A 14,983-nucleotide genomic window follows, 5' to 3' on the forward strand; every position below is an offset into this window, starting at 1 on the left:
GCTCCCACAGAGGTACGCAACAATCCTGTGGGAGCGGGCTTGCCCGCGAAGGCGGCCTCAAGGGCGCCGGCAAGTTCGAGGATCATCCCCCGAACCTGCCGGCGCCGCGATCCACCCTTAACGGCCCAGCGCAAAAAACGCCTTGTCCAGATTAGCCGAAGCCGTCGCCAGTTTCTGTTTCTGCTCCTTGACCCAGTTTTCGTCGACGCCGAGGCTGGCCTGTTCCGCCGCCAGCATCCGATCCACTTCGGCACGCTGCGGGCCGCCGAGTCCCTTGCTCGACTCGATCATGTTCTGCGCGGTCAGGGATTTGCGGAACTGCGCCTGGGTCAGCGGGAACTGCACATTCTGCATATCGAAGGCCTTCAGCGCTTCGCCGTAGATCTTCTGGACCTCGGCGAAGGGGATGTCCGCCGGTTTCATCTTGTTGGTGCGCCCGTAGGTCACCAGGTCCGAGGCGAAGTGATGGCCGACGCGGAACGGCACATTGGAGTCGCGCTGCAGGACGTCCGCCAGTTCCGTGGTGGTGGAGTAGTCGGCGTCGATTTCCTGGAGGGCCCGATCCTTGTCGATCTGCAGGTTGCTCATCAGGTCGGCGAGCATCTGGAACGAGCTGGCGGTGAGGTCCAGGGTCTTTTCCACCTGGTCGCGCTTGTAGTCCGGCATGCCCGGGGTCACGTTGTGCGCTTCGAACTGGTAGGTCATGGCGCCGCCGACCACATCGCTGGCCTGCAGGCGCAGCAGGTTCAGGCCGTAGGGGTTGCGCTTCTGCGGCATGATGCTGCTGGTACCGGTCAGGCGGCCTTCGGTGATCATGATCCACGGGTAGGGCTGGTGGTACTGGGTGTGCATGTCCTGCACCAGGCTGCCGATGGTGGTCGCGGCATTGCTGCAGATGCCGGTCAGCTCCATGCCGGTGTCCAGGGCGCCCAGTTGCGCGGCGTCATAGGAGTTTTCCACGGGACCGTCGAAGCCCAGCAGTTCGGCCAGTTGCTTGCGGTCGACCGGGAAGCTCGATGTGCCCAGGGCTCCCGAGCCCAGTGGGCTGAGGTTGAGACGGGCATAGGCCTGGCGCAGGCGCTCGGCATCGCGGTCGAACACGGCGCTGAAGGCCAGCAGGTAGTGGGCGTAGGTGGTCGGCTGGGCCTGGACGCCGTTGGTGTAGGCCGGGACCAGGGTATCGCGGTTCTCCGCGGCCAGCTTGAGGAACACGGCCTTGGACTTGTTCATCGAGTCCAGCAGGCTCAACACACGCTCGCGCTGCATCAGGCGCCGGGTGGTGGACAGGATGTCCTGGCGGCTGCGTCCGGAGTGCATGCGCGAACCGTCGGGACCGGCGATGGCGAGGATCAGCGGCTCGTACTTCAGGTAGTCGGCCGGCCGCTCGGCCCCCGGCCGGTTGCCTTCATTGATGACCTGCTCGACGGCCGAGACGATCTTCTTGCCCAGGTCGGGCGGGACGATCTTGTTGTCGATCACCATCACGGTCGAAGCCTTGTTCATTTCCCCCAGGAAATAGAAATAGTCATGGGGCTCCTTGGCGTCGGCGGCATTCGCCGCGCCCATGGCCAGCATCAGCAACGGTCCGAGGGCCAGCCGGCTGAGACGAAACGGAGGGCAGGTCGGCTTAAGGTTCTTCATGGTCGTGGGGTCTCTCTACACGGTTGTCGAATGGATTGGAAACAGAGGTCTGGTCGAAGCTGGCCAGGTCGATGCCGGGCCGGTCACGCAGGCCATCGAGGGGCGTCAGGCGGCTGTTGTCCTGTAGCGGACGGGCCCAGAAGCCATCGTTCATGGTTCTTTGCATGGCATCGCTGGCGGAGGCGGTCGTCGGGTCGGTCAGGCGGTTGCTGATCGTGCCGCCCTGGCGGAACACCACGGCGCCGCTGCCGCTGGCGGCAAAGGTGGTGACGTCGGTGGTATGGCTGATAAAGCGTCCGGCGGGTGATTCGGTGCTGACCAGCACGCCGCCGTCGGCGGCCAGCAGGCTGTTGTTGCCGCCATCGAAGCTCAGGGCGTAGCCGCCGGCGCTGTAGCCGTCGAGGCTCAGTTGGCCGCTGCCTCCGGTCTGCATCAGGGTGTAGGCACTGTTGCTGTTGCCGACGATGGCAATGCCCGAGTTGCCGCCGTCGGTACGCCCGTTGAGACGCAGGTTGCCGCTGCCCGAGAGCAGGCTCACGCCGTTGGCCGGACCCGCCGATGCGGCGCGGATGAGGATCCCGGCCTTGCCCGCGGCGCCGCTGGTGCCGGTCAGGGTCAGGTCGCCGCTGACGGTCGACAGGGTCGCCGAGCTGGCGTTGCCGGAGGGATAGAGGCTGATGCCGTTGCCGTAGGTGGAACTGCCGGTCAGCGCCACCGAGCCGCTGCCGGTGGCCTGGATCCGGTTGATCCCGGTGGCCATGCCGATGCCGTCGGCGTAGCCGCTGCTGCCGCGCAGGGTCAGTTGGCCGTCGTCGACGCTGACCAGCGCCCGGCCGTTGCCGTAGAAGTCGATGCCGTTGCCCTGGTCGGCGGCACGGCCGTCGAGGGTGATATTACCGTTGCCGTGGGTCTGGATGATGTTGGTCACGCTGAGGATGGCGATGCCGTGATCCAGCTCGCCGCTGTTGGGTGAGTGGAAGTTGCCGAGCAGGCTGATGTTGCCGCTCTGCGAGGTGATGCTGTTGGTCGAGGCGATCCCGCTGCCGCCCAGCGCGATGGCGTCCGAGGTGCCCACCGAGTCGCCGCGCAGGGTGATATTGCCCGTGGTGGTGGAGACGTTGACGCCCTGGGAAGCGCCTGTGGAGTTGAAGAAGATCCCGTAGCCGCCAAAGCTGTTGGTGCTGTTGCCGCTGAGCAGCAGATCGCCAGTGGTGGTCGAGAGGTTGACGCTGGCGTTACTGCCTGAGGGGGCGAGATCGATGCCGCGTCCCGAGGCGCTGGTGCCGTCCAGGGTCAACCGGCCGCTTTGCGTGCTGACGTTGATCGCCCCATAGGCACCGCTGGCATCGAAGAAGATCGCCCGGAACGAGCCACTGGTGTTGTTGATCACCGTGCTGTTGGCCGACAGCGTGACGTTGCCGGCGCTGCTGCCGATATTGATCCGCGAGCCCGGCGTCGCGGCACTGCCACTACCGGAGCTGACCAGGGCCAATGCCGGCGTGGTGCCGCCGGACGTGTTGCCCGACAGGCTGATATCGCCGTCGCTCAGCAGGTTGATCGAAGAGCCGACCCCCGTGGCGTTGAGGATCGTGCCATAGGAGCCGCCGCTGTCACCGCTGACCAGCAGCTTGCCGCCGGCCGTGGCCTGGAGGTTCACCACGCCGTTGCCGGAGGCCGACAGGTTGACCCCGCGCCCGCTGGTACTGCTGCCATTGACCGTCAGGGTACCGCTGCCGACCCGGACGTTCTGGGTGGAGCCGGCGGCTGTCGAGCAGATCAGCACGCCCTGGCCGGATGTCGCGCTGCCGTTGAGGGTGACATTGCCCGAGCCGGTGGCGGCGATGGTGTTGCTGGTGCTGAAGATCCGCGTGCCGTTGCCGCTGCCCAGGTTGCTGCTGTCGATACGGATCGAGCCGGCGCCGCTGGTGACGATCTGGCTACCGCCGGTGAGCACGAAGGCATCGCCGGTGCCGCTGGTGCTGGCCTGGTTGGCGACGATGGCGATGCTGCCGCCGCCCGCGTCCAGCAGGCTGGCGCCGCCGATCTGTACCGCACCGGCGGTGGAACCGCTGGCCAGGGTCGAGGAGGTGGCGCCGCGGATCAGGATGTCGCCGCCGCTGGTGAGCAGTTGGCTGTTGTTCAGCGACACACCGAAGCCATTGCTGACGTTGGTGCTGGCAAAGGACCCGGTGGGCGAGGCCGCGCCGCTGATGGTCAGGTTGCCACCGTTGGTGCGGATGCTGGCGTTGCTCAGTTGCACCGAGCCGTTGCCGCTGTTGTTGAAGTTCGACAGCAGCGAGACGTTCAGCGTCTTGCCGCTGGCGTTGCTGATGCTGGTGTTGGTCATCACGATATTGCGATGGGCCTGCAGGGTCAGGCTCGCGTTGCCGACCGCCTTGACGTTGTCCAGCACGTTGATATCGCCGGACGTGCCGCCCACCGACGTGGTGTAGACCAGGATGTTCGCGCCTTCCGAGAGCGATGCATTGAGAGTGGCCGAGCTCAGGTTGGAGCTGGCCGAGCCGCTGGAAGTGAACGGGTTGCTGCTGGTGGCTCCGGAGCTGGCGCCGCTGGTGATATTGATATTGAACGGATCGATCAGCCAGGTGCCGCCGATGCCGGAGGCAGCGCTGAGGTTGACCACGCCAAAGGCGTCCAGGGCATGCCCCGAGGTTTCCGCCAGGCCACCTTTGCCGGTCTGGCCGGCGCCGGTGACACTGATATTGCCGTAGAAGCGGGTGCTGTCCTTCGACCAGAGGATCACCTTGCCGCCGTCGCCGCTGTTCAAGGCATCGGCATGAATGCTGGCATTGCCATCCATGTAGGTGGCGTCGGCCTGGTGCAGCGGGCCGGTGCCCTGGAAATCACCACCGACCAGCACCTGGCCGCCGCCGGCAGCCCCCGAGGCGTCGATACGGGCGCCGTCGTACAGGCCGACATACTGGCCGGTCAGGGTCACGTTGCCGCCGGTTTGCCCCGGGTTGCGCCCGGACACGTCGAGGCTGCCGCTGTTGGCCACGACGCCACTGTCGCCACCGTCGAGGATGATCGTGCCATTGCGCTGCTGCAGGCTGGTGGCTTCGATGACGCCGCTGTTGTTCACCACCTCGTTGAGCATCGAGTTGCTGGCCCTGGCCGAGAGCATCACCCGGCCGCCGTTGGCTTGCAGTGCGCCGCTGTTGATCACGCTGGCGTTGAGTGCCGGGTTGTCCACGGCCATGTTGATCAGGCCGTCGCCGTTGAAGTCCAGGGTGACTTTTTCCCCGGCGCCGAGCATCACCGAACCGAGCCTGGCGACCACCGTGCCTTCGTTGCGTACCTGGGCCCCGAGCAGGGCGACGTAGCCACCGTCGGCGGCCTTGATCTGGCCCTGGTTGATCACCGTGCCACTGCCGGCGTTACCTTCGAAGAGGTTCTTGCCGGCCATGAAGTTGGCGTCGGACAGGTTCAGGGTACTGGCCACCAGGCCCCCGACATTCACCGCCGAGCCGGCGCCGAACAACACGCCGGAGGGGTTGATCAGGAACACCTGGCCATTGGCGTTGAGCTTGCCGAAGATCTGCGAGGCGTCGCTGGACAGCACGCGGTTCAACGCCACCGACGACGCGCCGGGCTGGTAGAAATTGACCTGGGCGGCGCTGCCGATATTGAAGGTGTCCCAGGTGGTGGACAGGCGATCGCTGCTCTGGTTGACGTTGAGCACATTGCCGCTGCTGCTGATACTGCCACTGCCGGCGGTGATATGACCGTTGCTCGGCAGCGCGTTGGGGTCCAGCGCCCAGGCCGACAGGGGCACCAGGCTGTAGACGGCGGCGAAGATCGCCCAGCTCAGTGGGTTGAGCACCGGGCGGGTCATTCCTGGGGTCTTGTGCGTCTTCATGGTCGCCTCCTCAGAATGAATAGTTGATGCCGGTGCCCAGGGCACTGATCGTGGTCCCGGTACCCGGGGAATAACCGCTGGCCGCATAGACTCCGGAAATCGCGAAGTTGTAGTTGGCCAGCGAGTTGTTCTGCAGCAGCACGTACTGGCTGAACAGCTCGGTCTGCTTGTTCAGCTTGTAGGAGAAGCCGACGGCGTACTGGGTGGCGCCCATGCCGGCGGTGGAGCATTCGCGGTTGTTCCCGGAAATCATCGTGCACTCGCCCGGCAGGGCCTTGGCGTAGCTGGCGCGCAACTGCAGTTGCCGGGTCACGTCGTGGGTCAGGCCCACCATCCAGGCCTGGCGGCGATAGCGCGACACATCGCTGGAGGTGTTGCTGGTATTGACCACGCCATCCTCGGAGTAGGACAGGTCGTCGGCGATCAGCGAGACCTTGGTCGCCCCGAAGTCGTAGGCCAGGCCATAGCGCAGGCTGAAGTCGTCGGACGAGGTGTTGGCGGTCACATGGGTATTGCTGCCCACGCCCCGGGCATTGCGTCCGATGCTGGCGATACCGAAGTAGTTGACGTGTTTTTCATAGGCGGCGATGGCCGTGAAACCGGCGTTCTCGTAGGTCAGGCTGCCGCCGTAGATGTAGCCTTCGTCCACGTCCGGCGCGGCTTTTTCACCGTTGTTGGAATACGCCAGTTTCATCTGCAGGCCGTGCCACTGGGGTGTCCAGTAGGCGAATACGCCGGACTGGCGACGGTTGAACGCGGCGTCGTCGTTGTTCGATTCCGAGGCGGTGCCCACCGGGCCGCTGTTGCGGGTGATGCTGGTGCTGAAGCCGGGCGAACCGATGATGTTGTAGTGAGCGGCACTGGTCCGGCCGTGAAAGGGGTCGAGGCCGGTCATGCTTTCCTTCATCGGCATGTCCCAGATGCCGTAGAGGAAGGTGCCGCTGTCCGGGTTGGCCAGGGCCACGCCGGTATTGCGCAACTGGTTGTGGGAAGAACTGTCGTCCGGCACGGACACGTCGCTGTGGTCGGCATAGTTCAGCGACAGGCCGTATTCCAGTTGCCAGAGGAAGTCCCAGTCGTAGGCCAGGGGAATCCCGCTGTGGGCGCCGATATAGGAGACGTTGTCGCGCACGCGGGTGAAGCTCGCCATGTTGCGACCGTTGGCGGTCGCCAGTTTGTTCTGGTCGGCCGCAGCCGCCGGGGTGGCGCCATGGCGGTCGACGTATTCGGGCACGAGGCCGACGGAGCCGTAGAGGATGAAGTCGGTCGAGGGTTCTTCGAAATCCTCGCCCTTGCCGCCGATATCGCTGGCCAGGCCGACAAAGGCCTGGGGCGAACCGGAAATCGACAGCCAGAAACGTCGTGCCTCATGCGGGTCGGCGGTGGGCGTGGCACCGGGGGAAAACGCCAGGCTGGCGTTCATCACCAGGTCCTTGTGGTAGACGTTCAGGCCGACACCGTAGCCATAGCGGCTGAGCTGGTTTTCGCTGTTGTCCCAGGGCTGCTTGTTCACCGTGACCCGGCCGGCGTCGGCGAACAGCGCGGCTTCGACCTGCGAATCGGCGAAGCGGCCCAGGTACTTGCGCAGTTCCAGGCGGCCGAGCACGCCTTCGTCACCGGCGGCTTCGCCCACCGGGTAGGCGCGTACGCCGTCGGGACCGCCGAGGCTGAGCTTTTCCGACGCGTCGAGGTTCTTGTCGGCGTATTGCCCGGTGATCGAGCCGAGCAGGGAGAAGCCGTTGCCCAGTTGCTGCAGGCGGCTGAAGGACACATTGGCCTTGGTGTAGTCGCCGGCGGCACGGGCCGTGACCCGGTCGAGGGCGGCGTCGGCGGCGGTGTCCTTGTCCAGGGTCCCGCGGCCGTAGCGCAGGCTCCACAGGTTGCTGCCCAGCCAGCCGTCGCGCCAGTCGCCGTAGAGGGTGATGCTGCGGAAATTGGCTGATTTGCTGACCTGGGTCGCCGCCGTGCGGTCTTCGAAGCGCCGCCATTCGTCCGCCAGGGACAGGTTGATATTGCTGTTGCGGCTACGCAGCAACGAGCTGGTCAGGTAGATCGTGTCGATATCCGCCGAGCCGCTGGCCTGGGCGTCCTTGAGTTCCTTGCCGATCTGGTAGTCCAGGGTGGCATGGTTGAGCCCGAGGGAGACGCCACTGGCCCCCAGCGGTTGCAGATAACCGATGCTGCGGATGCTCAGGCCTTCCAGGGAGTTCTGGGTATTGAGGGACAGGCTTTCGCCCAGGCCGAGGGCGTCGTTGAGGCTGACGCTGGTCGAGATCCGGTTCGCGCCGGTGTAGTAGTTGCCGTAGTTGTCGATGCTGGCACGGGTGGTCCAGGCGGTCATCTCGGTGATCTTCAGCACGATGTCGGCGGCCCCCGGTTGGGCCGATGGGGCGAGGACCGCCCGCACCGAGACCCCGGCGATATCCGACAGGCGCAACAGCACCCGTTCCAGATCGGCTTCACGGATCACGGTGCCGGGTACCAGGTCGTCGACAAAGCGTTGCTGCATGCCGGCGCTCAGGCGGACATCGGGCGCCGGTTCGGCGCGGACCCGGCCGATCACGCCTTCGCGCACGGCGAGAGCTACGCTGCCGGCCTGGATATTCTGTGGCGGCAGGTAGGCGCGGGCCACCAGGTAACCGTTTTCGCGGTACAGGGCGGTGATGCTGGCGGCAGCGTCGCGCAGGCCGTCGAGGTCCAGTTCCCGGTTCAGGAAGGGTTTCAGTTGCGCCTGCAACTGCGCATCGCTGAATGCCTGGTTGCCGCTCAGGGTGAAATGGCTGACCTTGACCTTCAGGTTGGAAGCGGCCGCGGCGGGGCGATTCGGCTCCGTGGCCGGCGCCTCGATCTGCACACGCTGCCGGGCCGGCGCGGGAACGCGCTCGGAAGGGCTGAGCTGCGAGCGGTTGGCATCGAACAGGGTGCCGGACGAGGGCAGCGTCTCGGCCTGGGCATGGAGCGTGAGCAGGGTGGCGGCCAGCAGCGTCAGATGACGACCACGGCAGATCGGCTGCGCAGGGGCAGAAGCACGTATCCGTTTCATGATGAGGGTGGTTCCCGGATTTTTTAATTGTTTTGGGAGATAACGGGATGTTCAGGGGAACGGGGGCGGCCCTGCCGCCCGCTCCCTAGCGCGCCGGAAACAGTCGCTCGGCGGTCAGGGGCGAGGTGTACAGGCCGTTGGCGCTGTGACCGATGCCCGGCACCTGGAATTGCGGATGCTGCACGGCGATGTTCCAGTGCTGGCCGAGAAAGCGCTCGTAGGCCAGGTAGTTGAGTTGCCGCTCGACCCGGGTCGCGCCCTGCATGCCGGCGCCGCAGGATTTGTCCATGATCCGGTTGGCCGGGTCATTGTCCTTCGAGCCCACCAGGTAGGTGACGTCGCGACCGGCGTAGCGGCGGAACAGCTGCTCGGCGCTCAGGTGCTGGACCTGCAGGTAGGCGGGGGCGGCGTCGATCCCGTAGCGATAGCGGTTGTAGCTGGGGCACATGATCGACACGACCGGGGCGAAGCCCTGGGCCTGGGGCCGGTTGGCGTCGAAATAGACATAGGTGGACGGGCTGGAAATCACGTAACGGATGGCAATGCCGGATTGGCGCAGGCCTTCGTCCTGGGGATTGAGCACGGCATAGCGCTGCATCAACTGGGCACCGGCGGAGTGGCCGATCAGGGTGATGCGCTTGAGCGCCGGGAAACGTTGGCGATCGGCCAGGTAGCGCACCACATCGTCCAGCGCCTGGAACGAGCTGACACCGCCGAGGCCGAAGCCCGAGGGTTCCCCCTGCATCCAGTTGTCCTTGCGCCACAGGGGCAGGTCATTGCTGGCGCGGCGATCGGCTTCGGTGAGGAAGTTGGGGGCCAGCAGCAAGGTCTGCCGGTTCGGCAGTTGCGCCAGCTTGAGCAGCTTGCGGCCTGTGGCGAAGTAGGTATCGGCGTTGCGCTTGACCCCGTGAAGGATCACCACCGCCTGTTCGATCTGCGCTTCGGATGCCTGCAGGTCGTGATTGGCAAAGACCACGAACGGATAACGGGCGCCCTGGGGGCCGATCTGGATCGTTTGCTGGGAGCGGTTGCTCTGCCCGGTCTCCGGGGAGGCGCAACCACCGGTCATCAAGGTGCCGGCAATGGCGACAGCGGGCACGAGGACGCGTAGCAGGGTCGTGAGGCGAGTGGGCATAAGTCTGGCAAACCTTCGCAATGCAGCGGTTCTTTGTTGTTGTGGAACCGATGCTAGCAGGCGGATTTCCATAATAAAAATATCCTGAAAAGCCAATCCTGATACTTTTTGAATATGCTGTTTTTCTGGCGGTTTGCCGCGGCGTTAATGCCCTGGCTCAGGACGCGCTACAATGCCCGCGTCCGGGCCTCGACCCTTCCGCCCGGACACGCCTTTGCCCGGAGCCCGATTGTCGATGTACACGCTTACCCGCCTGCAAACCCCGCCGCCCGAATCGATCAAGAGCCAGATCCTGCAGATGGTGGTGGATTACTTCACCGATATCAGCATGGTCGCCCTGACGCCGAGCAACCCGCTGTACAACCTGTATCAATACGGGGTCGGCTACGAAGTGCATCTCTATCTGGAGGCGATGGACGGGTCGAAGGGGATTCCGGCGGAGTTGATCGTGGCGCTGGATGACGAGGATCCGTCGCGGGTGCTCGGTTTCCTGCTGTACCTGCCGGTCAGGGACGATGCCGAGGCCTGTGCCGTGGCCTACATGGCGGTGCAGGCCGACCGGCGTCGACGCGGTATCGCCCGGGCGATGTTGCGGCAGATGGTCGGCCATTACCCCCATGCCGAACTGGCCTGCGCCGTGGGCAAGGTGCCGTATTTCGAGGCAATGGGTTTCCAGGTCCTGGCCGCGCGCGGGCCGCAGGTGGTGATGAACACCCGTGACCACGGCACCGACGGGCTGGTGGCGGTGCTTGATGTGGCCCCGATCTACAACACCCTGGAGGTGCGGCAGATCCATGCCTACCTGTTGCAGCAGCACGGCCGGAAGGCGATGGCGGAGGCGGAGAAAAAGCGCGACCGCCACCTCGACCAGATGACACGCCAGGCCCGCGCCCTGGTGCTGGAGCGTCTTGGCTAGGCCGCGGGCCTACTGGCTGCCGAACAGGCTGGTCCAGTAGATCCCCGAGTCACTCTTCGGGTCGACCGCGTAGGCGGCGCCCAGGTCGTGGAATTGCGGATTCATCAGGTTGGCGCAGTGGCCGGGACTGGCGAGCCAGCCGTCGACCACCTTGCGCCCGCTGTCCTGTCCGGCGGCGATGTTCTCGCCGATCCGCTGGGCGATATAGCCCGCCAGTTCGGCCCGGTCGCCCGGGGTATGGCCGTCGCGATCCTGGTGATCGAAGAAGTTGTTGTTGGCCATGTTGCGGCTATGGCTTTCGGCGGCCGTCGCCAGCAGTGCATTCCACACCAGCGGCGTGGTCGCGGCGAAGGCCTGGGCGCCACATTGGCGCGGCTGGGCGCGGGCACTGTTGATCAGCTCCAGCAGCTTCTGGCCTTCGGCCTGGGTATCGCCGAGGCGGGCGGTCAGCAGCGGGCGGGCGAGGACGATCCGCCACTCGTTGCCCTGGCGACTGACACCGATATCGACGAATTGCGGGTCCAGTACCACCCGGCAGAAGCTTTCCTGCACCGCCTTCATGGCCGCGCTGGCATCGCGGGGCCCGGACAGGCTGATTGCCTGTACATTGACCATCGGGTACGCGGCACGCGCCAGCGCCTGTTGCAGGTCGCCGGCGCTGTCGGGCGGCAGGATCAGGCGCGGGTCGGCGGCCAGCGGGGGCAACTCCAGGGAGGCCTGGTTGCCGCAGCGTTGTACCTGGCCACGGTAGCTGTTGATCGACTGCAGCAGTTGCGTTTCTTCGCTGGCCAGGGCGCTGTTGCTCAGCGTCAGGCCCAGGGTCAGGCCAAGCACCAGGCCGGCAGGCGGTACGGCAGAACGCAGGGTGGAAAACAGGACGCGCATGGATATTTCCCTCGAACGGACTGCGCACATGATGCGCGATAGTGCCCCATGGCAGGCAAGGCCTTTTATCTCGGGCGGAGCGGGGAATGATTTGTCCGCGCCGAGGTCAAATCGGCCAGCCAGCCTCGGATAATCTGCCCGGCCGCGGCGCGGCGACACTCCTTGGGCAGGGTTCATTCAACAGGATCGGACCATGCGCCCTATCTGGATTGCCGGCTGTCTCGCGACGGCTCTTGCCACGGGATCGGTCATCGCGGCCGAGCCGGAACCGAAACCGGAAGTCGCCATCGACAAGGCGCAGGTCCTGGAGCAGAAAGCTGCCGACAAGGAGAGCCCGGCGGCGGAGCCCAAGGCGCCGACCCTGACCAAGGTCGAGGCGCAAGTCGTGGACCCGGCGGGCGACGCGGCGGTGGCCGACACCATTACCTGCCTGTCGCGGACCATCTACTGGGAAGCCAAGGGCGGTCAGCCGGCCGATATGGAAGCAGTCGCCAGCGTGGTGTTGAACCGCCTGGGCCATGAAGGCTTTCCCGGGACGATCTGCGAGGTGGTCAAGCAGGGTTCCGAGAAGAAAGCCTGCCAGTTTTCCTGGTGGTGCGACGGGCGTTCGGACGAGGTGCAGGAGGAGGACCGCTACACGGTCGCCAAGGAAATCGCGCGCAAGGCCCTCAATCAGCAACTCAAGGATCGCACCCACGGCGCCATGTACTTTCATGACCGCAGCGTGACCCCGGACTGGGTCAAGCAGTACATCAAGACCGCCGAGACCGACAAGTTCCTGTTCTACAAACCCCGGGACGACAAGGCGAAATGACTTCCGCCGCCTCGATAACGGCGGCCAATCCGTGGAAATAGGCTTAAATAAGCGACAGGCGGGGCCGATAACCTTTTCACGCAGGTAGTCGGCGACCGTCGCTGGTGGGTTGCCTCACGGAGAGTTTTACCATGTCCATAAAATTGCGCTTGTTCCTGCTGATCGGCACCAGCCTGCTCACCGTGCTGGTCATGAGCCTGGCCAGCTACCTGGGCAATGTGCGGATGGCGAGCGCGACGGATGACAGCCAGGTCAGCATGACGGCCCTGCGCAATCACCTCGAAGGCGACATGATGCATGACGCCCTGCGTGCCGATGTCCTGTCGGCGATGCTCGTCGGATTGGAAAAAAGCACCAGTAGCAAGGCCGAGGTGCGCAGTTCCATCGCCGAGCACGCCACGCATTTTCGCGAAGTGCTCGACGAAAACCTCAAGCTGCCGGTCAACGACAGCCTCAAGGCGGCTCTGAACAAGATCAAGCCGAGCCTTGAAACCTATATCAATGCCGCCGAGCATATCGTCGGGCTGGCGCTCGACAACCCGCAGAGCGCCCAGCAGCAACTGGCTTCGTTCAACGCGGCGTTCAGCCAGCTGGAGGACGAGATGTCCAGCCTCAGCGGCCTGATCGAGTCGAATGCGCAATCGACCGGGGAGGGCACCCAGCGGACGATCAGCCACGCCAACCTCACCCTCGCCGGTGTCCTGGTCGCTGGTTTGCTGTTGCTGCTTGTCCAGGGTTACTGGGTCATTCGCAGCATCATGGGGCCGTTGCAGTCCGCCAGCCGGATTGCCGAGCGGATTGCCCATGGCGACCTCAGCGAAGCCATTGTCGAACCCCAGCAACGGGACGAAGCCAGCCTGCTGATTCGCAGCCTGGCGACCATGCAGCGGGACCTGCGCAGCATGATCGAGGTGGTCCGCGGCAACGCCCATGGCGTCAGCGGCATGAGCCAGCAACTGAGTAATGGCTGCCACCAGGTGGCGGGCAGCAGCCAGCAGCAAAGCGATGCGGCCAGCACCATGGCGGCGGCGGCCAGTGAAATGACCGCGAGTATCGAGGAGATTACCCGCCATGCCGAGCGGGCCCTGGGCATGGCCAACCAGGCCGAGGCGCTGGCCAAGGACGGTGGCCGGGTGATTCACCAGGTGGTCAGCGACATGGACGAGATCGCCCGTTCGGCGCAGCAGTCGGCCCAGGTGATCCGTACGTTGGACAAGGAGTCCGAGGGGATTTTCAGCATCATCCAGGTGATCAAGGGCATTGCCGACCAGACCAACCTGCTGGCGCTCAACGCCGCCATCGAGGCCGCCCGGGCCGGTGAACAGGGTCGCGGCTTCGCCGTGGTCGCCGACGAGGTGCGCAGCCTGGCCGGGCGCACCAGCGCTTCGACCCAGGAAATCGCCAGCATGGTCGCGCGCATCCAGCAAAGCACGCGCGAGGCGGTCACCAGCATGGAGGCGGGTGTTGCCCAGGTCGACCGGGGCATGGCCGTGACCGCCGATGTCGAACGCGCCATCCGCGAGATCCTCGACGCCACGCTCAATACCAGCCAACTGGTCAACGATATCTCCCGCACGATTGGCGAGCAGAGCCTGGCCAGCAATGAAATTGCCCATCAGGTGGAAATGATTGCCGATATGTCGGTGGGCAACAGCCGGGTGATCGGCGAGACCGCCGCGACCACCGATCAGCTGTCCGCCCTGGCCGGGCAGCTTTCGCAATCGGTGGATCGCTTTCGTCTTTGATCAGGCGCGCGCCGGCTGAGCGGCCGGCGCCTCAAGCCAGGTAGCGACGGAACCACGCCACTGTCCTGTCCCACGCGAGCTTGGCCGCCGCTTCGTCGTAGCGGGGGGTCGAGTCGTTGTGGAAACCGTGATTGACTCCCTGGTAGATATGCACTTCATAGGTCTTGCCGGCGGCCTTCAGGGCCTGTTCGTAGGCCGGCCAGCCGTCGGTGATGCCCTTGTCCAATTCGGCGTAGTGCAGCAACAGCGGCGCCTTGATCCTGGGCACGTCCTCGGCCTTGGGCTGACGGCCATAGAAGGGCACCGCCGCACTCAGCTCGGGATAGGCCACGGCCGCCGCATTGGCAACCCCGCCGCCGTAGCAGAACCCGGTGATCCCGACTTTGCCGGTGGTCGCGCCATGGCTCATCAACCACTCGATGGCGGCGAAGAAGTCGTTCATGAGTTTCTCGGGGTCGACACTCTTTTGCAGGGCCACGCCTTTCTCGTCGTTGCCGGGATAGCCACCGACCGATGACAGGCCATCGGGCGCCAGGGCGACGAAGCCGGCCTTGGCGACACGCCGGGCGACGTCCTCGATATAGGGGTTGAGTCCGCGATTCTCATGCACCACCACCACCGCCGGTACCTTGCCCGTGGCCTTGGCCGGCCGGACCATATAGGCGCGGACCTGCTGGTGGCCCTTGGGCGACGGGTAGGTGATGTATTCGGCGACGATATCCGGATCGGTAAACGGCACCTGCTCGGCCAGCGCATAGTCCGGGCTCAGCGCCGCCAGCACACTGGCGGCCGCCATGCCGCCAAGGGTGAATTTTGCCGCGCGGTCGAGAAACTCCCGGCGATTGATCCTGCCGTGGACGTAGTAATCGTAGAGTTCGAGCAGTTCAGGGGCAAAGTCCTTCGCGGTGAGACGTGCCATCGGTG

9 protein-coding genes and 1 pseudogene are annotated in these 14,983 nt (G+C 65.2%); 4 read left to right on the forward strand and 6 right to left on the reverse strand.

Annotated features, from left to right (window positions below):
- Positions 1-117 precede the first annotated feature (117 nt).
- The 4 genes from HX881_RS00860 to HX881_RS00875 form a co-directional block, all read right to left on the reverse strand.
- Positions 118-1,641 carry an argininosuccinate lyase gene (locus HX881_RS00860; RefSeq protein ID WP_017127429.1) on the reverse strand — a complete coding sequence of 508 codons (1,524 nt, stop codon included), beginning with the start codon at positions 1,639-1,641 and terminating at the stop codon, positions 118-120.
- A complete protein-coding gene (locus HX881_RS00865; RefSeq protein WP_177082189.1) occupies positions 1,628-5,521 on the reverse strand; it encodes a beta strand repeat-containing protein in 3,894 nt (1,297 codons plus the stop codon). Before HX881_RS00865 ends, HX881_RS00860 begins: the two co-directional genes overlap by 14 nt.
- Positions 5,522-5,531: 10 nt before the next feature.
- A complete protein-coding gene (locus HX881_RS00870) occupies positions 5,532-8,564 on the reverse strand; it encodes a ShlB/FhaC/HecB family hemolysin secretion/activation protein (protein WP_177082190.1) in 3,033 nt (1,010 codons plus the stop codon).
- 85 nt (positions 8,565-8,649) lie between these two features.
- Entirely contained in the window at positions 8,650-9,699 is a 1,050-nt protein-coding gene (locus HX881_RS00875) for an alpha/beta hydrolase (protein WP_177082191.1), read from the reverse strand.
- Positions 9,700-9,934: 235 nt separating this feature from the next.
- On the opposite strand from HX881_RS00875, the gene HX881_RS00880 reads away from it, so the two are divergent.
- A complete protein-coding gene (locus tag HX881_RS00880) occupies positions 9,935-10,615 on the forward strand; it encodes a GNAT family N-acetyltransferase (RefSeq protein ID WP_177082192.1) in 681 nt (226 codons plus the stop codon).
- Positions 10,616-10,624: 9 nt separating this feature from the next.
- Here the strand turns inward: HX881_RS00880 and HX881_RS00885 are convergent, their stop codons facing one another.
- Positions 10,625-11,500, reverse strand: coding sequence for a CAP domain-containing protein (locus HX881_RS00885; RefSeq protein ID WP_177082193.1), 876 nt, complete (start codon positions 11,498-11,500; stop codon positions 10,625-10,627).
- Positions 11,501-11,693: 193 nt separating this feature from the next.
- Here HX881_RS00885 and HX881_RS00890 point away from each other — a divergent pair, with 193 nt between their 5' ends.
- The 3 genes and pseudogenes from HX881_RS00890 (at position 11,694) to HX881_RS33090 (ending at position 14,059) form a co-directional block, all read left to right on the forward strand.
- On the forward strand, positions 11,694-12,314 hold the full coding sequence (locus tag HX881_RS00890; protein WP_177082194.1) for a cell wall hydrolase: 621 nt from the start codon (positions 11,694-11,696) through the stop codon (positions 12,312-12,314).
- A 131-nt stretch (positions 12,315-12,445) separates the two neighbouring features.
- Positions 12,446-13,201 (forward strand): annotated as a pseudogene (locus tag HX881_RS33085) (HAMP domain-containing protein); the annotation flags it as partial.
- Positions 13,202-13,333: 132 nt separating this feature from the next.
- Positions 13,334-14,059: a methyl-accepting chemotaxis protein gene (locus tag HX881_RS33090; protein WP_377652115.1), complete on the forward strand. Its 726-nt coding sequence runs from the start codon at positions 13,334-13,336 to the stop codon at positions 14,057-14,059.
- A 31-nt stretch (positions 14,060-14,090) separates the two neighbouring features.
- Here HX881_RS33090 and yghX read toward each other — a convergent pair whose 3' ends face one another.
- Positions 14,091-14,978, reverse strand: coding sequence for a YghX family hydrolase (gene yghX, locus HX881_RS00900; RefSeq protein WP_177082196.1), 888 nt, complete (start codon positions 14,976-14,978; stop codon positions 14,091-14,093).
- Positions 14,979-14,983: the final 5 nt, after the last annotated feature.

The organism is Pseudomonas gingeri, assembly GCF_013386115.1.
GTDB lineage: Bacteria > Pseudomonadota > Gammaproteobacteria > Pseudomonadales > Pseudomonadaceae > Aquipseudomonas > Aquipseudomonas gingeri.

What these genes read in the sequence shown, in the direction of transcription:
- yghX (WP_177082196.1), bottom strand. Translation starts at nt 14,978, where the DNA reads ATGGCACGTCTCACCGCGAAGGACTTTGCCCCTGAACTGCTCGAACTC.
- HX881_RS00875 (WP_177082191.1), bottom strand. Translation starts at nt 9,699, where the DNA reads ATGCCCACTCGCCTCACGACCCTGCTACGCGTCCTCGTGCCCGCTGTC.
- HX881_RS00880 (WP_177082192.1), top strand. Translation starts at nt 9,935, where the DNA reads ATGTACACGCTTACCCGCCTGCAAACCCCGCCGCCCGAATCGATCAAG.
- HX881_RS33090 (WP_377652115.1), top strand. Translation starts at nt 13,334, where the DNA reads ATGGCGGCGGCGGCCAGTGAAATGACCGCGAGTATCGAGGAGATTACC.
- HX881_RS00870 (WP_177082190.1), bottom strand. Translation starts at nt 8,564, where the DNA reads ATGAAACGGATACGTGCTTCTGCCCCTGCGCAGCCGATCTGCCGTGGT.
- HX881_RS00865 (WP_177082189.1), bottom strand. Translation starts at nt 5,521, where the DNA reads ATGAAGACGCACAAGACCCCAGGAATGACCCGCCCGGTGCTCAACCCA.
- HX881_RS00860 (WP_017127429.1), bottom strand. Translation starts at nt 1,641, where the DNA reads ATGAAGAACCTTAAGCCGACCTGCCCTCCGTTTCGTCTCAGCCGGCTG.
- HX881_RS00890 (WP_177082194.1), top strand. Translation starts at nt 11,694, where the DNA reads ATGCGCCCTATCTGGATTGCCGGCTGTCTCGCGACGGCTCTTGCCACG.
- HX881_RS00885 (WP_177082193.1), bottom strand. Translation starts at nt 11,500, where the DNA reads ATGCGCGTCCTGTTTTCCACCCTGCGTTCTGCCGTACCGCCTGCCGGC.